The following is a 21,051-nucleotide window of genomic DNA, read 5'->3' as shown; positions in this document are numbered from 1 at the left end:
TTCCCTCTGGCGGCCCGTCTCTCAGGGCCGCCCCGCAGCATCATTCCTGTAGAGGGGATCAAGCGTGCGACAGAGGATAATAGGACTGGAGCGAGCGCACTTCAAGGGCATGGCCCCGCAAAGCCTCGATCGCGTCCGCCGCCGCCACACTGGCCGCCGCCGTGGTGAAGCTCGCCACCTTTTGCCGCAGCGCACTGGTGCGGATCGCCTTGCTGTCCTTGAGCGACTGCCAGCCCTCGGTCGTGTTGAAGATCAGTTGCACGTCGCCGTCGGTGATCCGGTCCACGATATGCGGGCGGCCTTCGGCGACCTTGTTCACCTTCTCCACCGCGATGCCATGTTCGGTCAGATAATCGGCGGTACCGCCCGTAGCGATCAGCTTGAAGCCCATCGCCACCAGCTTGGCTGCCGCCGGCAGGATCACCGGCTTGTCGCTGTCCTTCAGCGAAATGAACACGGTGCCGCTGGTCGGCAGGACGGTGCCGGCACCGATCTGCGCCTTGGCAAAGGCGATCGCGAAATTGCTGTCGATCCCCATGACTTCGCCGGTGCTCTTCATTTCCGGCGACAGGACCGGGTCGACGCCGGGGAAGCGATTGAACGGGAAAACCGCTTCCTTCACCGCCACATGGTCGATCGCGTTCCGGTCGATCTTGGGCAGATCCTTGATCTTCTCGCCCGCCATCACGCGGCTGGCGATCTTGGCGATGGGCGTGCCGATCGCCTTGGCGACGAAGGGCACGGTGCGGCTGGCGCGCGGGTTCACCTCGATCAGGTACACCACGCCATCCTTGACCGCGAACTGGATGTTCATCAGGCCACGGACGCTCAGCGCACGAGCCAGCACGTCGGTCTGGCGCTCGATTTCCGCGATGATGTCGTCCGACAGGCTGTAGGGCGGCAGCGAGCAGGCAGAGTCGCCCGAATGGACGCCCGCTTCCTCGATATGCTGCAACACGCCGGCCACGACCACATCGTCGCCATCGCACAGCGCGTCGACGTCGACCTCGACTGCGTCACGCAGATACTGGTCGATCAGCACCGGGGATTCGCCCGACACCTGCACCGCCGTCGCAATATATTCTTCCAACTGCGCCTGACCGTCCACGATTTCCATCGCCCGACCGCCCAGCACATAGGAAGGCCGCATCAGCACCGGATAGCCGATGCGGTTGGCGACCGCGATCGCCTCTTCGCGGCTGCGCGCGATGCCGTTGGCCGGCTGGCGCAACTTCAGCTTGTCGATCAGCGCCGCAAAACGCTCGCGATCCTCGGCCAGGTCGATCGCGTCCGGGCTGGTGCCCAGGATCGGAATGCCCGCATCCTCCAGCGCCTGCGCCAGCTTCAGCGGCGTCTGCCCGCCAAACTGCACCAGCACGCCCGCCAGCGTCCCCTGCGACATTTCGACGGCCAGGATTTCAAGCACGTCTTCCGCCGTCAGCGGCTCGAAATAGAGGCGGTCGGACGTGTCATAGTCGGTCGACACGGTTTCCGGGTTGCAGTTGACCATGATCGTCTCATAGCCGACCTCGCTCAGCGCGAAGCAGGCATGGACGCAGCAATAGTCGAACTCGATCCCCTGCCCGATCCGGTTCGGACCGCCGCCCAATATGACGACCTTCTTGCGGTCGCTGGGCTGCGCCTCATTCTCCGCCTCGCCGAACAGCGGCGCTTCATAGGTGGAATACATGTAGGGCGTCTTCGCCTCGAACTCGGCGGCGCAGGTATCGATGCGCTTGAACACCGGGCGCACGCCCAGCTTGTGACGCAGCTTGCGCACCTCATCCTCGGTCACGCCGCCGGTCATCGCCTTGACCGCTTCGTGGATCAGGCCCGACCCACGCGCGATACCGCGCTCCATGCCGCGCAGGTTCGCCGACTTGAGCGCCAGATAGGCGAGCCGCTTGTCGGAAAAGCCCATGGACTTCAGGCGGCGCATGCCGTCCGCGTCCTGCGGCAGCCCATTTTCCAGAACCTCGGCCTCGGCATCGACGATTTCCTTGATCCGCTCCAGGAACCAGGGGTCGAACTTGGCGATATTGTGGATTTCCTGAACGCTCAGGCCCTCACGCAGCGCCTGCGCGGCGACCAGCAGGCGGTCGGGCGTCGCGGCGGCCAGCGCAGCGACGATATCGTCCTTGGGCGCGCCGACCAGATGATCGACATTGTTGAAGCCGGACAGGCCGGTTTCCAGCCCGCGCAGCGCCTTCTGCATCGATTCATGGATATTGCGGCCGATCGCCATGACTTCGCCGACGGACTTCATCGCCGTGCCCAGCAGCGGCTCGGCACCCTTGAACTTTTCGAAGGCGAAGCGCGGGATCTTGGTCACGACATAGTCGATGGTCGGTTCGAACGACGCCGGGGTCGCCCCGGTAATGTCATTCTCGATCTCATCGAGCGTGTAGCCCACGGCCAGCTTCGCCGCGACCTTGGCGATCGGGAAGCCAGTTGCCTTCGACGCCAGAGCGGACGAGCGCGACACGCGCGGGTTCATCTCGATCACGATCAGGCGGCCGTCCTTGGGATTGACCGCGAACTGCACGTTCGAACCGCCTGTTTCGACGCCGATTTCACGCAACGTCGCGATGCTCGCGTTGCGCATGATCTGATATTCCTTGTCGGTCAGCGTCAGCGCCGGCGCGACAGTGATGCTGTCGCCCGTATGGACGCCCATCGGATCGACATTCTCGATCGAGCAGATGATGATGGAGTTGTCGTTGCGATCGCGCACGACTTCCATCTCATATTCTTTCCAGCCGATCAGCGATTCCTCGATCAGCACCTCGGTCGTCGGCGACGCGTCCAGCCCCCCACGCACGATGTTGACGAACTCTTCGCGATTATAGGCGATGCCGCCGCCGGTGCCACCCATGGTGAAGCTCGGCCGGATGATTGAGGGCAGACCGGTGAACTCCAGCGCCTCCAGCGCCTCTTCCATCGTATGCGCGATGCGCGAGCGGGCACTTTCAAGACCGATCTTGTCCATGGCGTCGCGGAACTTGATCCGGTCCTCCGCCTTGTCGATCGCCTCGGCATCCGCGCCGATCATCTGGACGCCATACTTCTCCAGCGTGCCGTCATTGTAAAGCGCCAGCGCCGTATTCAGCGCCGTCTGCCCGCCCATGGTCGGCAGCACCGCGTCCGGCCGCTCCTTCTCGATGATCTTCGCCACGATTTCGGGCGTGATCGGCTCGACATAGGTGGCGTCGGCAAATTCCGGGTCGGTCATGATCGTGGCCGGGTTGGAATTGACCAGGATGATGCGATAGCCCTCTTCCTTGAGCGCCTTCACCGCCTGCGTGCCCGAATAATCGAACTCGCACGCCTGACCGATGATGATCGGACCAGCGCCAATGATGAGGATGGAGGAGATGTCTGTGCGTTTGGGCATGATTAGTTCGACTTTACCGCAAGAAGAGGAGCCATATCAGGATCGATGATCGTCACGTCGCCCGTCGATCCGCAGGCACCTTTAAGGCTGCCAGCGATCTTCCGAAGGCTATCTTTGATAACCTTGCGAGCGCGCCTTTCTGATGCAGGGAGGGGAATATAGCCGGAATTGGCTTTCATGACGCACGGTAGAACAGTTGCCATCACTATGACCGTTCGTCCACCTGAGCCACCATTTACACGAACACCCCATAAAACAGGATCGGCGTTGAAGCCTGCGGTGCACTCGTCTGTGGAACAGGGCGAAATTGAATATCCATCTACGCTTGGACCATATTGCCAACTGCCTTTGGACAAATTCCTCGCCCAATCAGCGCCCTCGAGCGTTGTCGCCAATGCGCCCCCGTTCGCCAAAAGAGCGAATGGTACCAAGAATAACGGAACTGTTCGGATCAATGCACACCCCCCGCCTGCGCCTCACACCCCCAGCCGTCATATTCGACGCCGCAGAGGATTTCGATCTGGAGGCACTTCTTCGTCAGCGCGCGGATCGAGGCTTCATCGACCGGCTGCACGCATTCCAGAAACAGGAACAGGTCGCCCTCCTCTTCTTCCTCCCGGTCCAGTTCGACAAAGCCGAACTGGCTGGCGATGATCAGGACGCGCTCGAAATCCTGTTCGCTGCCCCGGAAGCTGACGTCCACGGGCCGCGCGATGCGCGCGACGTCGCCATTGCGCTTGAGGTTGGCGAGAACCTCGCGGTCCGCCTCCCACTCGGCGGCAAGGCGCGCTTCGTCAACGGGGGGCAGGTTCTGGCTCACGCCGCGACCGCGCCCTTGAGGCCATCCACGAACTTGCGGAACAGATAGAAGCTGTCCTGCGGCCCCGGCGAGGCTTCGGGATGATATTGCACCGAAAAGGCGTTCTTGTCGGTCAGTTCGATGCCGCAATTGCTGCCGTCGAACAGCGACACATGGGTCGCCCGCGCATTGGCCGGCAGCGTGTCGACATCGACCGCAAAGCCATGGTTCATGCTGGTAATCTCGACCAGCCCGTCGTCCAGCCGCTTGACCGGATGGTTCGCGCCGCGATGGCCCTGATGCATCTTGATCGTCTTCGCGCCCACGGCCAGCCCCAGCAGCTGATGGCCAAGGCAGATGCCGAAGATCGGCATATTCTCGGTCAGCAGCGCGGCGATGACGGGCACGGCATAGGCGCCGGTCGCGGCCGGATCGCCCGGACCGTTGGACAGGAACACGCCGTCGGGCTTCAATTCCATGATCTGATCGAAGCTGGCGGTGGCGGGCAGCACGGTCACGCGCGCGCCGGCCTGCACCAGATTGCGGAAGATATTGTTCTTCGCCCCGAAATCGATCGCCACCACATGCGGGCGCACGGCCGGGGTCGGCAGATCCTTTTGGTCGAAGAGCAGCGCATTGCCCTCCGCATCGCTGGCGGGATAACCGGCGGCGACCGTCTCCAGCGCCTCGGTCGCGTCGATGGCATAGCCCTTGCCGAGCGTCCAGGCGCCGTCCTTCCACAGGCGGCTTTCCTTGCCCGTGACTTCGATGGCAAGGTCCATGCCTTCAAGGCCCGGCCAGGACGCAGCCTTGGCCGCCAGTGCCGCGATATCGAACTTGCCGTCGGGATCATGGGCAATCACGACATTGGGCGCGCCCTTGACGCGAATGAGGCGGGTCAACGCGCGGGTATCGACGCCCGACAGGCCGATGCGGCCCTTTTCGCGCATCCACTGGTCGAACGGTTCGACATTGCGGAAATTGCTCGGTGCAGTGACGTCCTGCCGCACGATGCAACCCAGCGCGTGCGGCGACATGGCCTCCACATCGTCCAGATTGGTGCCGACATTGCCGATATGGGGGAAGGTGAAGTTGATGATCTGACCCGCATAGCTGGGATCGGTCATGATCTCCTGATAGCCGGTGATCGACGTGTTGAAGCAAAGTTCGCCCACCGCATCGCCCACGGCGCCAAAGCCGCGGCCGAACACCGCGCTGCCATCGGCAAAAACCACGACCCCTGTCGCTCCTTTGGGCACAATGAGGGTCTTGGCGTCTGCCATGGTCTGCGGTCCTTTATGCTTTTGCGGGAACCCGTCTGGTGCGGGTTAAACGGCCGGTCACCTATGCCCGCACGGCTTTCAGGTCAACGTCTGTTAAAAATCTCTTTTGCCGCTATATCTGCTCCTTTCCCGAAGAAACAGGATTCGTTCGCCATGATTCGCGACACCATCAAGAGCGCCCAGATTGAATCGATGAAGGGCGGCGACAAGGAACGGCTGGCCGCCGTGCGCCTGATCCTGGCGAAGCTCAAGGATCGCGACATCGAACTGCGCACGGCTTCCAACGTCCCCGACGATGACGCCGTGGTGGTCGAAGTGCTGCAAAAGATGGTGAAGCAGCGCCGCGAATCCATCGACATGTTCAAGACCGGCGGCCGCGAGGAACTCGCCGCCAAGGAACAGGCCGAACTGGACGTCATCGCCAGCTTCCTGCCCCAGCAACTGACCGAGGACGAGACGAAGGCCAAGATCGAAGGCATCAAGGCCGAAGTCGGCGCGGAAAGCGTGAAGGACATGGGCAAGGTGATGGCCGTGCTGAAGGAACGCCACGGCAGCGTCATCGACATGAGCAAGGCGAGCGGGCTGGTGAAGGCGGCTTTGGGCTGACGTTGCACCCATAATCCCCCTCCCGCTTGCGGGAGGGGTTAGGGGAGGGCATGTTCGATCCCGATGGACAAAGGCTATTCCCGCCCCACCGCAAAAGCCCGCGCGCTGCGCAACAACGCAACGGACGCCGAACGCGCGCTGTGGCAAGCCATTAGCGCCCGCAAAGTCTCCGGCATCCGCTTCAACCGCCAGGTGCCGATCGGCCCGTTTATCTGCGATTTCGTGGCGCGATCCGTCAGCCTAGTGATCGAGGTCGACGGCGGACAGCATAATGAAGCGATCGATGCAGAACGAACGCGCTATATCGAAGCGCAGGGCTTTCGCGTGATCCGCTTTTGGAACAATGAAGTTCTGGGCAATATCGAAGGCGTGATTGAGGAAATCGAACGGGTGATTGCGGACATGCCCTCCCCCAACCCCTCCCGCAAGCGGGAGGGGAGATTTTGACCCTCACCCCGCAATGGCTGGACGAACTGCGCGCGCGCACGTCGCTGTCGACCCTCATCGGCAAGACCGTCAAGGTCACCAAGGCCGGCCGCGAATATAAGGCCTGCTGCCCCTTCCATAATGAGAGGACGCCCAGCTTCACGATCAACGACGAGAAGGGTTTCTATCACTGCTTCGGCTGCGGCGCACATGGCGATGCGATCCGCTGGATGACCGAAAATCGCGGCCTGCCCTTCATGGAGGCGGTGAAGGAACTGGCCGCCACCGCCGGCATGGACGTCCCCGCCCCCGACCCGCGCGCCGCCAAGCGGGCGGAGCAGGCGAAGGGCCTGCACGACGCGATGGCCGCAGCGCAGAGCTTCTTCGAAGATCAGTTGGGCGGCATCGACGGCGGTGAAGCCCGCGCCTATCTGCAAAAGCGCGGCATGTCCGACGCCACCCGCCGCGCCTTCGGCTTCGGCTATTCCCCGGATTCTCGCGGCAAGCTGAAAACCGCGTTACGCGACTTCGGCGAACCCATGCTGGTCGAAGCCGGGCTTCTGATCGACCCGGATGGCGCCGAGCCGGATGGCGGTAAAACCAAAAAGCGCGATACGTACGACCGCTTCCGTGGCCGCCTCATGTTCCCCATCCGCGACATTCGCGGCCGGGTCATCGCCTTTGGCGGCCGCATATTGGGCGCGGGCGAACCCAAATATCTGAACTCGCCCGACACGCCCCTCTTCGACAAGGGCCGCACCCTCTACAATATCGACAAAGCCTCCCCCGCCAGCCGCCAGTCCGGCCGCGTCATCGTGGTGGAGGGCTATATGGACGTGATCGCCCTCGCCCAGGCCGGCTTTGGCGAAGCGGTCGCCCCGCTCGGCACCGCGCTGACGGAGCATCAGATCGAGCGCCTCTGGAAGATGGTCGAAGTCCCCATCCTCTGCTTCGACGGCGATTCGGCGGGGCAGAAGGCCGCAATCCGCGCCGCCACCCGCGCCCTGCCCCTGCTGCGCCCCGGCCACAGCCTCTGTTTCGCCACCCTGCCGCCGGGGCAAGACCCCGACGACCTGATTCGCGCCAGCGGCGCGCAGGCGATGGAGGCGGTGCTGAATGCCGCCGAACCGCTGATCGAACGGCTGTGGAACCATGAACTCTCCGCCATGCCACTCGAAACGCCCGAGCAGAAGGCGGCGCTCAAACAGCGGCTTCGCGCCATAACGGATGCGATTGCCCATCCCGACGTCCGTGCCCATTATGCCCATGAATTTCGCGAGCGTTACGATGCCCGCTTCTTCGCCCGGCGCGATGCAGCCCCCTCCCAGCAACGCTTCCAGGGTAGTGGCGGTGGCGGCCCCGCGCGCTGGCAAAAGGACAAGCGCGGCAACTGGAAAGCCCCGCTCCAGCCCGCCGGCACCGAAGCGCGCGCGATCGGCGCCAGCGGCATGGAGCAGCGTTTGCTGCGTGCCATCCTCGCCGCGCTACTGCGCCATCCGGCCCAGATCGCGCCCCATCGGGAGATGCTTTCGGCCCTGCAAATCGGCGATCCGATGCTGGCGCAGATGCTCGCTGCGATGATCAGCCTGTCTTTCCGCAAAGAAACAGTTGAAACGCAGGCCCTCCTTACCATATTGGGGCAAGGTGAGTTGTATAATATGGCCAAGGGGATGCTCCGGGCCGACGCTTTCACACTCACTCCCGACAGGATGGCAACCGACCCTGATCGCCTTGCGCGCGATCTGGAGGAAGCCATTCGGGTGATGGCGCAGGGACCGGAGCTGGAAACGGCACTGGTGGAAGCAACGAAACGGTTCGAGAGCGACGTCAGCGAAGAAAATTTCGCTGAGCAGCAGCGTATTCGCATGCTGAAGGCCGATCACGACCGTCGCGTTGCGGAACTTGCGCAGTCCGAAGACATTGTTTGATTTAGGTTAGCCCTATTAATCAGGGCAACGAAGTTAAGGCGATTACATGGCGACCAAGGCGAACAGCAAAAATGGTGGAGCAGGTGATGGAGAGGAAGGCGGCGATGCCCCCCTGCTCGATCTCAACGAAGCCTCCGTCAAGAAGCTGATCGCCCGCGCGAAGAAGCGCGGCTACATCACCTATGACGAGCTGAACGACGCGCTGCCCCAGGACCAGATGTCCTCCGAGCAGATCGAGGATATCATGGCCGCCCTCAACGAGATGGGCGTCAACATCGTCGAGAATGAGGAAGCGAGCGAAGACGGCGACGAACAGCGCGAGCGTGAGGATGCCGAGGACGCCGACGATGATTCGGGCGACGATGACGGCCCGAAGCTGGTCACCGAGAAGAAGAAGGAAACGGTCGATCGCACCGACGATCCCGTTCGCATGTATCTGCGCGAAATGGGCGCGGTCGAACTGCTCAGCCGTGAGGGCGAAATCGCCATCGCCAAGCGGATCGAGGCCGGTCGCGACACGATGATCCTGGGTCTGTGCGAAAGCCCGACCACCTTCAACGCGATCATCGAATGGTCGACCGCCCTCAACAATGGCGAAATGCAGCTGCGCGAGATTCTCGATCTCGACGCCATGCTGTCCAAAGACCCTGCTCCTGAAAATATGGAGGAAGGCGCCGAGGACGACGATGGCGAGATCAGCGAAAAGACCGCCGGCCCCAGCTTCAAGGAAGAAGAAGAGCCGGAGGAGGAATCCGCCGACGGTGACGAGGATGAGGACGGCGCGCCGCGCGCGCGCCGCAACGAGGAAGAAGAGGAAGAGGACAACACCCTCTCCCTCGCCCAGATGGAAGAGACGCTCAAGCCGATGGCGCTTGAGAAGTTCGCCACCATCACCGAAATCTTCCGCGCTTTCTCCGCCTCGCAGGAAGCCCGCATGGTCGCCATGGCCAATGGCGAAACGCTCAGCCAGAAGGCAGAGGACGATTATCATGAGCTGCGCGAGCAGCTGACCGCCGAGGTCGAAAGCGTCCAGTTCCACCAGCAGAAGATCGAATATCTGGTCGATCAACTTTATGCCTATAACCGGCGCCTGACCGCGCTGGGCGGCCAGATGCTGCGCCTGGCCGAGCGTCACAAGGTCAGCCGCAAGGATTTCCTTGACCGCTATATGGGTCATGAGCTGGACGATGCCTGGCTGGAAAAGGTACAGGGCCTCGACAAGAAATGGGCCGCTTTTGCCGCTGCCGAAGGCCGCGCGGTGGATCGCATCCGCAACGAAGTGAGCGAAATCGCCCAGGCGACCGGCATGTCCCTGTCCGAATTCCGCCGCATCGTGAACATGGTGCAGAAGGGCGAGCGTGAAGCGCGCATCGCCAAGAAGGAAATGGTGGAGGCCAATCTGCGCCTCGTCATCTCCATTGCGAAGAAATATACCAATCGCGGCCTGCAATTCCTCGACCTCATTCAGGAAGGCAATATCGGCCTGATGAAGGCGGTGGATAAGTTCGAATATCGTCGCGGCTACAAGTTCAGCACCTATGCGACCTGGTGGATCAGGCAGGCGATCACCCGCTCGATCGCGGATCAGGCGCGGACCATCCGTATCCCGGTCCACATGATCGAAACGATCAACAAGCTGGTCCGCACCAGCCGCCAGTTCCTGCACGAGCAGGGCCGCGAGCCCACGCCCGAGGAAATGGCCGAGCGTCTTTCGATGCCGCTCGAAAAGGTCCGCAAGGTGATGAAGATCGCCAAGGAACCGATCAGCCTCGAAACGCCGATCGGCGACGAGGAAGATTCGCATCTCGGCGATTTCATCGAGGACAAGAATGCGATCATCCCGGTGGACGCCGCCATTCAGGCGAACCTGAAGGAAACGGTCACCCGCGTCCTCGCCTCGCTCACCCCGCGTGAAGAACGCGTGCTGCGCATGCGCTTTGGCATCGGCATGAACACTGACCACACGCTCGAAGAAGTGGGCCAGCAGTTCAGCGTGACCCGCGAACGTATCCGCCAGATCGAAGCGAAGGCGCTGCGCAAGCTCAAGCACCCCTCTCGCTCCCGCAAGATGCGGTCGTTCCTCGACCAGTAACGCACCACGTTTCGAGCGCAGGATGGCATCTCAGGCAATCGTCATTGCGAGCGCAGCGAAGCAATCCAATGGCGCGACGATGGATTGCTTCGCTACGCTCGCAATGACGGTGTGAATCTGATCGCTTTGACCAGCGGTTAAGCACACCGGTAAAATTAAAATGCACCGGTAAATTTAAATTAACCATTCTTGACGGAAAAGGGCGGCTTTCAGGGTCGCCCTTTCTGATTCCGTAAACCGGACGTTTACTCCGCCCGACTATGCCTGTGGTCACAGTCCGCACCTACGGGACCAACAGGGATGAGAGCATGAGCGAAGCGGCACCGCGCTACCAATTTGGCGACATTGCGCGAATTCTCGAAGCGCTGGTCGCTGCCGATGGCACGGCTGCCCACCCCTATGCCAATCGCGCCGCCGCCGGCGTGGCCCGCGATACGCTGCTCTCGCTGTCCGATCTGGCCGATGGCGCCTATTATCTCTGCATGCTTCATGGCCGCCATCCCGGCGTCATCGATCATGCCGCCACCCGTTCCGCCGACAATGCCGCGCGCCAGTGGCTGATCGTGGCGGGCGACGCCTTCGCCCGCGAACGCGCCTACCTTACGCAAGTCACCGTCGCCGTTGGCCCCGCGCCCAGCACGGCGGGCCAGGCCGATTGCGAAACCGCCGTCAGCCAGCAGCGCCACGCGCTCGATATGCTGGCCCAGTCCGACCGGCGCGGCTGCGCCATGGGCGCGGCGATGGCGCTGGTGCTCGACTGGCGCGCCGTACGCCATGTGCTCGACATGGCGGCCCTGCGCGCAGGCCTTGAGCCTCATCCCTGCGCCCTGCCCGAACGCGCCGCCACGTTGGACGTCGCCCGTGCCATCGGCGGCGATGACGGCATCGACCGCGCCATCCAGTTCGGCGCGCGTCAGCTCCTGAACCAGCATCGCGGCCTGTGGGATCTGCTCGCCGCCCGCGCCGACGTCCGCGCCAGGAGCGCCTGAGCGCACCTTTAGGAATTGCACCCGCCTGCCGCATTGCCTAGTCCGGTTGTCATCGACAACGGAATGGGACGGGATAATGCGCTTTGAAGGCACGCAGGACTATGTCGCGACCGACGATCTGAAGGTCGCGGTCAACGCCGCCGTACTGCTGCGCCGCCCCCTGCTGGTGAAAGGCGAACCGGGCACCGGCAAGACCGTCCTGGCCCAGGAAATCGCCAAGGCGCTCGATGCCCCCCTCATCGAATGGAACGTCAAGTCCACGACCAAGGCGCATCAGGGCCTGTATGAATATGACGCCGTCGCCCGCCTGCGCGACGGGCAACTGGGCGACGAACGGGTCCATGACATTTCCAACTATATCCGCAAGGGCAAGCTGTGGGAGGCGTTCACGTCCCCCAAACTCCCCGTCCTGCTGATCGACGAGATCGACAAGGCCGACATCGAATTTCCCAACGACCTGTTGCAGGAACTCGATCGCATGGCCTTCCACGTCTATGAAACGGGCGAAACGATTGCGGCGGCGGAACGTCCGGTGGTGGTCATCACCTCGAACAATGAAAAGGAACTGCCCGACGCCTTTCTGCGCCGCTGCTTCTTCCACTATATCAAATTCCCGGACCGCGACACGATGCAGGCCATCGTCGACGTCCATTTCCCCGGCATCCAGAAAATCCTGGTCGGCAAGGCGATGGATATCTTTTACGAGATACGCGACGTCCCCGGCCTCAAGAAAAAGCCCAGCACGTCCGAACTGCTCGACTGGCTGAAACTGCTGCTGAACGAGGATATGCCCTTGGACGTCCTCCAGAACAGCGACCCGTCCAAGGCGATCCCGCCCCTCCACGGCGCGCTGCTCAAGAATGAGCAGGACATCATGCTGTTCGAACGCCTCGCCTTCATGGCGCGCCGTCAGGGGCGGTAACCCAACACGGACCAACCGCCGTTCGCTTCGAGCGAAGTCGGGAAGCCACCAGCGCCGCGCATCTCATGTCTCGACACGAACGGCGCCAACATTGAGGAATTTCCATGCCCCACAAAGCTGGCTGCCTCTGCGGCGCCGTCCGCATCACGATCGACGCCGATCCCCTCGCTGCCCGCATGTGCTGGTGTCGCCTGTGTCAATATCTGGGCGGCGGCTCCGGCACGGTCAATATCTGCTTCCCCAGCGAGCATGTGACGACGACCGGCGAGGTCCGCTGGCACGACAGCGTCGCCGACAGCGGCAACGCCATGAAGCGCGGCTTCTGTCCCACCTGCGGCACGCCGCTCTTCAGCATGGCCGAATCGCGCCCGCATCTGACCTTCATCCGCGCCGGCGCGCTGGACGATCCTTCCCTGATCGGCCCGCAGGCGGTGATCTGGACCGGCGCCGCGCCGGACTGGGCGCATCACGACCCCGCCTTGCCCCATTATCCCGCGCAAATCCCGCCCGTCGCCTGATTTAGGCCCTTGCGCCCCCCGGTTTAGTCTGTAGCCTCCCTGTCATAGTTCAAGGCCGCGCCAAGACGGTCTGGATCTGGAGAGGGATGCTGATGCCGAAGTGCGCCCGGAGTCTCATTACCGCTTTTCTGTCGGCGTCGGCCTTCTGCCTCGCCGCCCCCTCGCTCGCGCAGGCCGCCGATGGCGAAGCCTGGACGCCGACGCAGGACGCCATTCGCGCCGACGCCGCCGGGATCAGCCTGCCCCAGACCGTCGCCGGCCTGTCCCTCGCCAAGAGCGGCGAAGCCTCCAATGGCGGCCGCGCGGTCGACAATTATGCGCAATATCTGTCGGAGGATGGCGCCGTTCAGGCGACCCTCTACGTCTATCTGCCCACTTATGCCGACGCTTCGCTCGCCGCCTATATGACTGACAAGGCGGTGATGGAGCGGTTCGGCGCCAAGACCCGCCGCACCGCCTATGCCAGCGCCCCTGCCGCCGGCCGGGCGGACAGCGCAATCCGCGCAGTCTATGACGACGCAGCCGACGGTGCGTTGACGACGGCGGCGGGCTTCATCCATGCCGGGCGCTGGATCGTGAAGATCCGTGTTACCGGCCCCACCGAGCGCCGCGCCGACGTGCTGAAGGGCCTCGACGGCATGCTCGCCAAGCTGTCGGTGGACGATCCCGCCAGCCTGCATGCCACCATGCCGGCCAGCTTCGCCGCCTGCCCCGCCGCGCCCACCGCCGACGCGCGCCTGACCCCAGCCAAACCCGCCGAACAGGCCGTGCCGCAGGATGTCCGCATCCCCCGCGACGGCAAGGACGCCCTGTGCGTCCGGGGCACCGTGACCACGGCCGAGGGCAGCTATGACATGCTGCAACAGGCCGGCCGCAGCGACGGCGCGATCATCGTGCCGGTCGATGACAGCGGCACCGTCCTCGCCTTCGACCCCGCCACCGATGCGCAGGGCTACAAGCTGTCGATTCATATGGTCGGCCAGACCGATCTCTACGGCCTCTACGACCGCGTCCCCAACCCGCACCAGATCGCCGCGATCCTGGACGGCAAAGACCCCCAGACCGCCCAGGCCCAAAGCGTCGCCACCTACGCCGCCAACGGGGAGGTCACGCTCAGCCGGTAGGGCTGCTGCGGCAGGCGGAACGGAGCATTTGGGGGGAAATCGGTGGTTTGCGTTTACCCCCTTTCTCTCACATCGTCATCCCCGCGCAGGCGGATATCCATCTCCCCAGCGTGGTGCGGGAAGTAAGGTCAGGAGATGGATTACCGCCTTCGCGGGAATGACGAAGATGGGTGGGAACGCGACATAAGCCCCTCCCCTTCAGGGGAGGGGACGGGGGTGGGGTCCATCCTCATAACGCAGGGCCTATAGGCGATCCCCCACCCCAACCCCTCCCCTTAAGGGGAGGGGCTATTAGGTCCGCATGTGGTCGATACCGGATGGTCCGATTTTGCGCGCCGGAGGCGCTGATATTTGTTCGCGCAGAGGCGCAGAGATCGCCGAGCAGATTCTCGCTTTCCCTCTCCGGCCTTTGCGCCTCTGCGCGAAATTCGCTCTGATTTTTGATTTACGCGGAGACTGTGCATGAATTCTCCGCGTCTCTGCGTCTCCGCGTGAACATTTTAGGCTGCGCCGTCTCGTCAGCAAAAGCCCGCCTCTGGTCCTTAGCGGAACGCCCCCTCCCGCCCTCGACCTTCAAATCAGATACCCCACCTCATACAGCCCCCATTTCCGCCCGCCGAAAACCAGCGGCACGAACACGCTGCGCAGCGCGCGATAGCGGCCTTCGCCCAGATCCTGCCGATAGGTGAACAGGAAGAAATCGCCCTCCTCCTGCAAGGCGCGCCGCGTCTGGCTGTCCATGAAGATTTGCCGGTTGCGCGCATATTCCATGTTCCAGTCCGACAGGCCCGGCCGCTGCGGCTGGCTGCGCGTGCTGATGTGGGTCGGCAGATAGCCGTTCATGTCGAGCAGGCAACAGCCGATGATCGCACTGTCCTCGCTCGTCCGCCGGTCCAGCACCGGACGGACCCGGCTGTCGGCAAAAGCGGTGAAGCCGTTCAGATATTGGGTCGGGCGTGATCCGGGCACCGCCCGATAATCCGTGTCGAACAGCGCCTCCAGGCTGATCTCGCCCCGATCCAGCGCCTCCCCGATCAGCGCCCCCACCTCCTCCGCGCCATCCTCTGCCAGCGCGATATAGCGGCTGTTACGCGTCTTTTGCGGGCCATGCGCGGCCTTGTTCAGCATCGCATTGGCCATGCCCTCCAGCCCCTCCAACTGCTCGCGCGCAATATCCACCCGCAACGCGCTGTCGCTGGCCGACTGGCCGAACGTCGCCAGCCCATCCCGCAAAGCGCTCACATCCCCGTCCGCCGCGTCAGTGCAAGTCACGATCGCATCCGACCGTTCGCCAAATTGCGTCACCAGCGACGCGATTTCCGCCATGCTCAGGCGCAACTCGTCGATATGGGTGCCCACGCCCCGGCCGCGCAGGATATTGGCCTCCACCCCGCCGATCAGCGCCCGCGCATCGCGATCCAGCTGGCCCAGCTTGTCTCCGACCGAAGCGGCGGACTCCCCCGCCTGCCCCGCCAGCCGCCGGATCTCGTCCGCGACCACAGCAAAGCCCTGCGTCGCCGCGCCGCCCCGCGCCGCCTCGATCGCGGCGTTGACGCCCAGCAGCCGCGTCTGCCGCGCGATCGCGCCCAATTCCTCGCTGATGTCGCCCACTGCCTCGATCACGGTCAGGAACTGGCGCAAATGCCCTTCCAGCCCGGTGACATGCTCTACCAATCCCGCCACCTCACCCAGCGACAGGCCGATCACATCATGCCCGTCCGCGATGATCCGCCCGGCGCGCCGCGCGGTCAGGCTCAGTTCCTGCGCGGCGGCCACGCTCTCATTCTGGCTCGCCGCCAATGTCGCCATATTGGCCTGCAAATCGGCCAGATGCACCGAATCGCCCTGTATGCGGCGGTTCAGCTCGCTCAGATATCCAGCCGTTTCGCTGCACTGCAATGCTATGTCGCCCGACCGTTCCCCCAGGTCAGCCAACAAGTCCCTGTTTTCCAAGTGCGCCCCGCCAAATCTATTATGTCTGGATGATGACGGATTAACCATGCACTGCAACACTTAATATTCGGACAATGGCGGCTGCGCTGCGGCTTGCATCGCCGCCCCGGCTGGCCGACAAGCGATCCATGCTGCTCAATTTCCTCGACGCCCTCCGCGCCGCCGGCATCAATGCCAGCATCAAGGAACATCTGCTGCTGCTGGAGGCGCTGGACCGCGACGTCATCGCCCGCCGGCCCGAAGATTTCTATTATCTCGCCCGCGCCACCTATGTGAAGGATGAAGGGCTGCTCGACCGGTTCGATCAGGTCTTCGCCCGCGTGTTCAAGGGCGTGCTGGGACAAGACGGTGTGGAGGCCGACATCCCCGAAGAATGGCTGCGCCTCGTCGCGGAAAAATATCTCAGCCCCGAGGAGATGGAAAAGATCAAGTCGCTCGGCGACTGGGACGAGATCATGAAGACGCTGAAAGAGCGGCTGGAGGAGCAGAAGGAACGGCATCAGGGCGGCAACAAGTGGATCGGCACCGGCGGCACATCCCCCTTCGGCCATGGCGGCTATAATCCGGAGGGGGTGCGCATCGGCGGCGAATCCCGGCACAAGCGCGCCATCAAGGTCTGGGAAAAGCGCGAATTCGCCAATCTCGACAGCACGAAGCAACTTGGCACCCGCAATATCAAGGTTGCCCTACGCCGCCTGCGCCGCTTCGCGCGGGAGGGCGCAGCGGACGAACTCGACCTGGACGAAACCATTCGCGGCACCGCGCGGCAGGGCTGGCTCGACATCCGTATGCGCCCGGAACGGCATAACGCGGTGAAACTGCTGCTCTTCCTCGACGTCGGCGGCTCGATGGACCCGTTCATTACGCTATGCGAAGAACTGTTTTCCGCCGCCACCGGCGAATTCAAGAATATGGAATTTTTCTACTTCCATAACTGCCTGTATGAAGGCGTATGGAAGGATAACCGCCGCCGCTTTTCGGAACGCATCCCGACCTGGGATATCCTCCACAAATATGGCCATGACTATAAGCTGATCTTCGTCGGCGACGCGGCGATGAGCCCCTATGAGATCAGCCATGCCGGCGGATCGGTCGAACATATGAATGAGGAAGCGGGCGCCGTCTGGCTCGACCGTATCACCCGCACCTATCCCGCCGCCGTCTGGCTCAACCCCGCACCGCAGGCCCATTGGGGCTATAGCCATTCGACCAGGATGATCCGCGAGTTGATGAACGATCGCATGTATCCCCTGACGATCGAGGGCATAGACAGCGCGATGCGGGAATTGACGCGCAAGCGCTAGCGGCTTGCGATCCCACAACTTAGAGCATGCTGCGTTAAATCGGACGCGGATCGCATGCTCTAAGCTTTTATTGTCGCATCGTTTTAAGCGGAAAACCGGTTCCCACTTTTCCGCACGATGCTCTATATCCGGCCAGACCCTTTATCTGGAGGACGTTTGCCATGTTTACCCGATGGCCGCTCATCGCGCTCATCGCGCTGGCACCAGCCCCCTCGCTCGCCGCCACACCGCCCACGGAAGGGACGATGGCCGTCGAAGCGAAGGAGGATCTGTTCCGCGACGCCGCCGCCAGCGCTCTGGCGGACAAGGGCTTCACCCTGCTGGACGGCGCCGGCCATGCCGCCCTCACGATGGAACTCGCCATCACCGTGACGGCGGTCGGGACCGTGGACGCAAAGGTCGCCACCACCGGCGCGAAGGTTGAAAATGGCGGCTTGCGCAACGGGGTCGGATCGGCGGTCAAGATCGCGGTGCCGACGGGCAAGTCCCGCAACGTGGCGCTTGAGCGCACGCAACTCGACATGGTCCTGCGCAAGCGTGGCGAGACGGACATATTGTGGCGCGGGTCCGCCGTGACGGTGCGCAACTCCGCGACGCCGGGCAATATCGCGGCCGACCTGTCCAACGCCTTGCTGCGCCAATATCCCGCCCAGCCCGAATCCGTGATCGGCGTTCCGTAAGCTATTACAATTCGCGACAAAATCGCATGGTATCCGGCACATTTTCGCGACAGGCGACTTCTACTCCTTGGTCCATCGAACAACGAGAAGGAGAAGTCGCCATGAACCGGATCACCACCCTGATCGCCGCTGCCGCCGCCACGCTGGCCATCGCCACCCCCATGGCCGCCAGTGCCGCCCCCTGGCAGAATATCAATGCGCGTCAGGCGCGCATCGACGCCCGCATCGACCAGGGCGTCCGTTCCGGCGCGCTCAATCGCAACGAAGCCTGGCGCCTGCGCAGCGACTTCCGCGCCCTGTCCGCCCGCGAAGCCGACTATCGTCGCTCGGGTGGCCTCAATGCCCGCGAACGCGCCGATCTCGACCGCCGCTTCGATGCGCTGAGCGCCCGCGTCAAGGTCCAGAAGCATGACGGCCAGCATCGCCGCTGGTAATGGCAAAAGGCGGCCCGCTGTCCTACAGCGGGCCGCCCTGCTATAATGCACTCGCCGCTTCCGATAGGATCAGCCCGGCGCAATAAAATGTCGAAATCTGCGGGAAATGTGCGAAGTTAGAGCATTTTGAAGTCATCTGGAACAGATGACGGCTCGCAAAATGCGGAAAGCAAAGGACGCTTGAAGCATGATTCGGTGGCGCCCAAGCGCATCATGCTTCAAGCCCGGAACAGCACGCCGCCGGTCATCGGCGCCGGCGCCCCGGTCGTCCCCGGAAAGCTGATCGGCAGCCCCTTCAGATGCCGTACCGCCATATAGGCGAACCCCTCCGCTTCCAGCGCATCGCCATGCCAGCCAAGCTCATCGACGCTCAATATCTGCGCCCCGATCCGCTCCGCCAGCATCGTCATCAGCGTATCATTATGCCGCCCGCCGCCCGCGACATGGATCTGAGCCGGCCGCTCCGGCAGATGCTCGATCGCCCGCGCCACCGCCGCCGCCGTGAACGCCGTCAGCGTCGCCGCCCCATCCTCCAGGCTGAGGCCCCGCACCGCGTCGATACTGAACTGCTCGCGGTCGATGCTCTTGGGCGGCGGCACTGCAAACCACGGATCGGCCATCATCGCCGCCAGCCGCGCCTCGTCCACCGTCCCCCGCGCCGCGGTCGCACCACCTGCATCATAGGCTGCGCCGCCATGCGTCTGCATCCAATTGTCGATCAGCCCGCTTGCCATGCCGGTGTCGCACGCGATCAACGTCCCGTCCGCCCCGATGAAGCTGATGTTCGCCACGCCCCCCAGATTGAGGATCGCCGCCGGCTTGCCCAGCCCATCGGCCAGCGCCCGGTGATAGACCGGCAGCAGCGGCGCGCCCTGTCCGCCCGCCGTGACATCGGCGCTGCGCAGGTCCGCCACGACCGAAATGCCAAACCCTCCGGCCAGCCCGGCGCCATCGCCAATCTGCCAGGTCCATCCCCATTCCGGCCGATGCGCGACGGTATGGCCGTGAAAGCCGATCACAGCCACATCCTGCGCAATATGCCCGCTGCGGCCCAGCAGGTCCGCCACCGCCTGCACATGCCGCTCGGTCAGTTCCGCCTCGACCGACGCGATCAGCGGCTCGAAGCCCGGCTTTTCCATAGCCATCGCCCGCTGGCACGCCTCGGCCAGCCGCAACCGGAACCCTTCATCATAGGCCATGGCATGAAATTCGACCGCCTCGACCCGTCCCTCGCCGTCCGTCTCGATCAACGCCGCGTCGATCCCGTCGCGCGATGTGCCGGACATCAGGCCGATTGCTAGCATGATCGAAAACTCCGCCTCTTTTACAGTTGCAACCGCAATGCTACAGGCGCGCGCCATGAGCAACTATCAGTCCGATCTCCTGCGCCTACTCGAAGCGCGCGGCTACATCCATCAGTTGACCGATGCGGAGGGTCTTGACGCCCTCGCCGCGAAACAGGTGGTGCCGGGCTATATCGGCTTTGATCCGACCGCGCCGTCGCTCCACGTCGGCCATCTGGTGTCGATTATGATGCTACGCCAGTTGCAGAAGGCGGGTCACAAGCCGATCGTCCTGATGGGCGGCGGCACCGGCAAGATCGGCGACCCCAGCTTCAAGGATGAAGCGCGCAAACTGCTGACGACGGACCTGATCGCGCAGAATGTCGCGAGCATCAAGCGCGTGTTCGAACGCTTCCTGACCTTCGGTGACGGGCCGACCGACGCCATCATGCTCGACAACGCCGAATGGCTCGACCGCCTCGAATATATCCCCTTCCTGCGCGACATCGGCCAGCATTTCTCGGTGAACCGGATGTTGAGCTTCGATTCGGTGAAGCTGCGCCTCGACCGTGAACAGTCGCTGTCCTTCCTCGAATTCAACTACATGATCCTTCAGGCCTACGACTTCCTGGAACTGTCGCGTCGCAGCGCCTGCCGCCTGCAAATGGGCGGATCGGACCAGTGGGGCAATATCGTCAATGGCGTCGAACTCGCGCGCCGTGTCGACAGCACGCAGGTGTTCGGCCTCACCACGCCCCTCCTCACCAATGCCGACGGCACGAAGATGGGCAAGACCGTGGGCGGTGCCGTGTGGCTGAACGAGGATCAGCTCTCGCATTACGACTATTGGCAATTCTGGCGGAATACCGCCGATGCCGACGTCGCCAATCGCCTGCGCCTCTTCACCGACCTGCCGATGGACGAGGTGAACCGCCTCGCCACGCTGGAAGGTGCGGAAATCAACGAAGCGAAGAAGATCCTCGCCAACGAAGCGACCGCGCTTTGCCGTGGCCTTGAAGCAGCACAGGCATCGGCCGAAACCGCGCGACGGACGTTTGAGGAAGGCGCGTCCGACGCCAATCTGCCGACCGTCAGCCTGGGCGGCGAAGGCCTGACCGTGGTGCAGGCCACCACCGGTCTTGGCTTTGCCACATCCAATAAGGAAGTGCGTCGCAAGCTGACCGAAGGCGCGATCAAGGTGAATGGCGAGGTCATCACCGATCCCGCCGTCACGCTCAAACCCGGCGACAAGCTGAGCTTCGGCGCGAAGAAGCACGGCCTGATCGTCGCCTGACCTCACGAAAGGAAAGAGCGTT

At 63.3% G+C, this 21,051-nt stretch carries 18 protein-coding genes; 12 read left to right on the top strand and 6 right to left on the bottom strand.

Annotation, left to right across the window (positions count from 1 at the left end; translation table 11 throughout):
- Nucleotides 1–58: 58 nt before the first annotated feature.
- Genes carB through carA form a run of 4 tightly spaced genes read right to left on the bottom strand, consistent with a single transcriptional unit; the run spans nt 59 to nt 5,476 of the window.
- Complete coding sequence (carB, locus tag ACNHGR_RS02235; RefSeq protein WP_475283952.1) at nt 59–3,394, bottom strand: carbamoyl-phosphate synthase large subunit; 3,336 nt, start codon at nt 3,392–3,394, stop codon at nt 59–61.
- 2 nt (nt 3,395–3,396) lie between these two features.
- On the bottom strand, nt 3,397–3,789 hold the full coding sequence (locus ACNHGR_RS02230; protein ID WP_475283951.1) for a hypothetical protein: 393 nt from the start codon (nt 3,787–3,789) through the stop codon (nt 3,397–3,399).
- A 56-nt stretch (nt 3,790–3,845) separates the two neighbouring features.
- The gene (locus ACNHGR_RS02225; protein ID WP_475283950.1) at nt 3,846–4,214 is read right to left on the bottom strand and encodes a ribonuclease E inhibitor RraB; all 369 of its coding nucleotides are present in this window, start codon (nt 4,212–4,214) and stop codon (nt 3,846–3,848) included.
- Nucleotides 4,211–5,476 (bottom strand): glutamine-hydrolyzing carbamoyl-phosphate synthase small subunit, encoded by a 1,266-nt coding sequence (carA, locus tag ACNHGR_RS02220; RefSeq protein ID WP_184271347.1) that lies wholly within the window; start codon nt 5,474–5,476, stop codon nt 4,211–4,213. The genes ACNHGR_RS02225 and carA overlap by 4 nt, the downstream gene beginning before the upstream one ends.
- 153 nt (nt 5,477–5,629) lie before the next feature.
- Between carA and ACNHGR_RS02215 the strand changes: the two genes are divergently transcribed.
- From ACNHGR_RS02215 to ACNHGR_RS02180, 8 genes are all read left to right on the top strand, one after another.
- Entirely contained in the window at nt 5,630–6,082 is a 453-nt protein-coding gene (locus ACNHGR_RS02215) for a GatB/YqeY domain-containing protein (protein WP_475283949.1), read from the top strand.
- A gap of 63 nt (nt 6,083–6,145) precedes the next feature.
- Nucleotides 6,146–6,529: an endonuclease domain-containing protein gene (locus ACNHGR_RS02210; RefSeq protein WP_184271341.1), complete on the top strand. Its 384-nt coding sequence runs from the start codon at nt 6,146–6,148 to the stop codon at nt 6,527–6,529.
- A complete protein-coding gene (gene dnaG, locus ACNHGR_RS02205) occupies nt 6,526–8,436 on the top strand; it encodes a DNA primase (RefSeq protein WP_475283948.1) in 1,911 nt (636 codons plus the stop codon). The genes ACNHGR_RS02210 and dnaG overlap by 4 nt, the downstream gene beginning before the upstream one ends.
- Before the next feature lie 46 nt (nt 8,437–8,482).
- A complete protein-coding gene (gene rpoD / locus ACNHGR_RS02200) occupies nt 8,483–10,528 on the top strand; it encodes an RNA polymerase sigma factor RpoD (protein WP_184271335.1) in 2,046 nt (681 codons plus the stop codon).
- A 308-nt stretch (nt 10,529–10,836) separates the two neighbouring features.
- Entirely contained in the window at nt 10,837–11,517 is a 681-nt protein-coding gene (locus tag ACNHGR_RS02195) for a DUF6975 family protein (RefSeq protein WP_184271332.1), read from the top strand.
- Between the two features lie 76 nt (nt 11,518–11,593).
- Nucleotides 11,594–12,439, top strand: a complete 846-nt coding sequence (locus ACNHGR_RS02190; protein WP_475283947.1) for an AAA family ATPase — start codon at nt 11,594–11,596, stop codon at nt 12,437–12,439.
- A 104-nt stretch (nt 12,440–12,543) separates the two neighbouring features.
- Nucleotides 12,544–12,957, top strand: a complete 414-nt coding sequence (locus ACNHGR_RS02185; RefSeq protein ID WP_184271326.1) for a GFA family protein — start codon at nt 12,544–12,546, stop codon at nt 12,955–12,957.
- A gap of 92 nt (nt 12,958–13,049) precedes the next feature.
- On the top strand, nt 13,050–14,081 hold the full coding sequence (locus tag ACNHGR_RS02180; RefSeq protein ID WP_475283946.1) for a hypothetical protein: 1,032 nt from the start codon (nt 13,050–13,052) through the stop codon (nt 14,079–14,081).
- Between the two features lie 573 nt (nt 14,082–14,654).
- On the opposite strand, the gene ACNHGR_RS02175 is transcribed toward ACNHGR_RS02180, so the two are convergent.
- Nucleotides 14,655–16,019: a methyl-accepting chemotaxis protein gene (locus ACNHGR_RS02175; RefSeq protein WP_475283945.1), complete on the bottom strand. Its 1,365-nt coding sequence runs from the start codon at nt 16,017–16,019 to the stop codon at nt 14,655–14,657.
- A gap of 143 nt (nt 16,020–16,162) precedes the next feature.
- Between ACNHGR_RS02175 and ACNHGR_RS02170 the strand changes: the two genes are divergently transcribed.
- The 3 genes from ACNHGR_RS02170 to ACNHGR_RS02160 all read left to right on the top strand — a co-directional run bounded on the left by ACNHGR_RS02170 (nt 16,163) and on the right by ACNHGR_RS02160 (nt 18,452).
- Nucleotides 16,163–17,338, top strand: a complete 1,176-nt coding sequence (locus tag ACNHGR_RS02170; RefSeq protein WP_475288300.1) for a vWA domain-containing protein — start codon at nt 16,163–16,165, stop codon at nt 17,336–17,338.
- Nucleotides 17,339–17,499: 161 nt separating this feature from the next.
- Nucleotides 17,500–18,018, top strand: a complete 519-nt coding sequence (locus ACNHGR_RS02165) for a DUF4136 domain-containing protein (RefSeq protein ID WP_475283944.1) — start codon at nt 17,500–17,502, stop codon at nt 18,016–18,018.
- A 101-nt stretch (nt 18,019–18,119) separates the two neighbouring features.
- Nucleotides 18,120–18,452 carry a hypothetical protein gene (locus tag ACNHGR_RS02160; protein WP_475283943.1) on the top strand — a complete coding sequence of 111 codons (333 nt, stop codon included), beginning with the start codon at nt 18,120–18,122 and terminating at the stop codon, nt 18,450–18,452.
- A 218-nt stretch (nt 18,453–18,670) separates the two neighbouring features.
- Here the strand turns inward: ACNHGR_RS02160 and ACNHGR_RS02155 are convergent, their stop codons facing one another.
- Nucleotides 18,671–19,756, bottom strand: coding sequence for an anhydro-N-acetylmuramic acid kinase (locus ACNHGR_RS02155; protein WP_475283942.1), 1,086 nt, complete (start codon nt 19,754–19,756; stop codon nt 18,671–18,673).
- A gap of 55 nt (nt 19,757–19,811) precedes the next feature.
- Here ACNHGR_RS02155 and tyrS point away from each other — a divergent pair, with 55 nt between their 5' ends.
- Entirely contained in the window at nt 19,812–21,029 is a 1,218-nt protein-coding gene (gene tyrS / locus ACNHGR_RS02150) for a tyrosine--tRNA ligase (RefSeq protein ID WP_475283941.1), read from the top strand.
- The last annotated feature ends 22 nt before the right edge of the window (nt 21,030–21,051 follow it).

The organism is Sphingobium sp. RS1 (genome assembly GCF_056156825.1).
Note: the sequence above shows the minus strand (reverse complement) of the source record. Positions and strands in the feature narration are given on the sequence as shown.

Bases quoted from the DNA above. Each gene is read 5' to 3' on its own strand.
- ACNHGR_RS02215 (WP_475283949.1), top strand. From the start codon at position 5,630: ATGATTCGCGACACCATCAAGAGCGCCCAGATTGAATCGATGAAGGGC.
- carA (WP_184271347.1), bottom strand. From the start codon at position 5,476: ATGGCAGACGCCAAGACCCTCATTGTGCCCAAAGGAGCGACAGGGGTC.
- ACNHGR_RS02180 (WP_475283946.1), top strand. From the start codon at position 13,050: ATGCCGAAGTGCGCCCGGAGTCTCATTACCGCTTTTCTGTCGGCGTCG.
- ACNHGR_RS02190 (WP_475283947.1), top strand. From the start codon at position 11,594: ATGCGCTTTGAAGGCACGCAGGACTATGTCGCGACCGACGATCTGAAG.
- carB (WP_475283952.1), bottom strand. From the start codon at position 3,394: ATGCCCAAACGCACAGACATCTCCTCCATCCTCATCATTGGCGCTGGT.
- ACNHGR_RS02165 (WP_475283944.1), top strand. From the start codon at position 17,500: ATGTTTACCCGATGGCCGCTCATCGCGCTCATCGCGCTGGCACCAGCC.
- ACNHGR_RS02195 (WP_184271332.1), top strand. From the start codon at position 10,837: ATGAGCGAAGCGGCACCGCGCTACCAATTTGGCGACATTGCGCGAATT.
- ACNHGR_RS02160 (WP_475283943.1), top strand. From the start codon at position 18,120: ATGAACCGGATCACCACCCTGATCGCCGCTGCCGCCGCCACGCTGGCC.
- ACNHGR_RS02155 (WP_475283942.1), bottom strand. From the start codon at position 19,756: ATGCTAGCAATCGGCCTGATGTCCGGCACATCGCGCGACGGGATCGAC.
- ACNHGR_RS02210 (WP_184271341.1), top strand. From the start codon at position 6,146: ATGGACAAAGGCTATTCCCGCCCCACCGCAAAAGCCCGCGCGCTGCGC.
- rpoD (WP_184271335.1), top strand. From the start codon at position 8,483: ATGGCGACCAAGGCGAACAGCAAAAATGGTGGAGCAGGTGATGGAGAG.
- ACNHGR_RS02185 (WP_184271326.1), top strand. From the start codon at position 12,544: ATGCCCCACAAAGCTGGCTGCCTCTGCGGCGCCGTCCGCATCACGATC.
- tyrS (WP_475283941.1), top strand. From the start codon at position 19,812: ATGAGCAACTATCAGTCCGATCTCCTGCGCCTACTCGAAGCGCGCGGC.
- ACNHGR_RS02170 (WP_475288300.1), top strand. From the start codon at position 16,163: ATGCTGCTCAATTTCCTCGACGCCCTCCGCGCCGCCGGCATCAATGCC.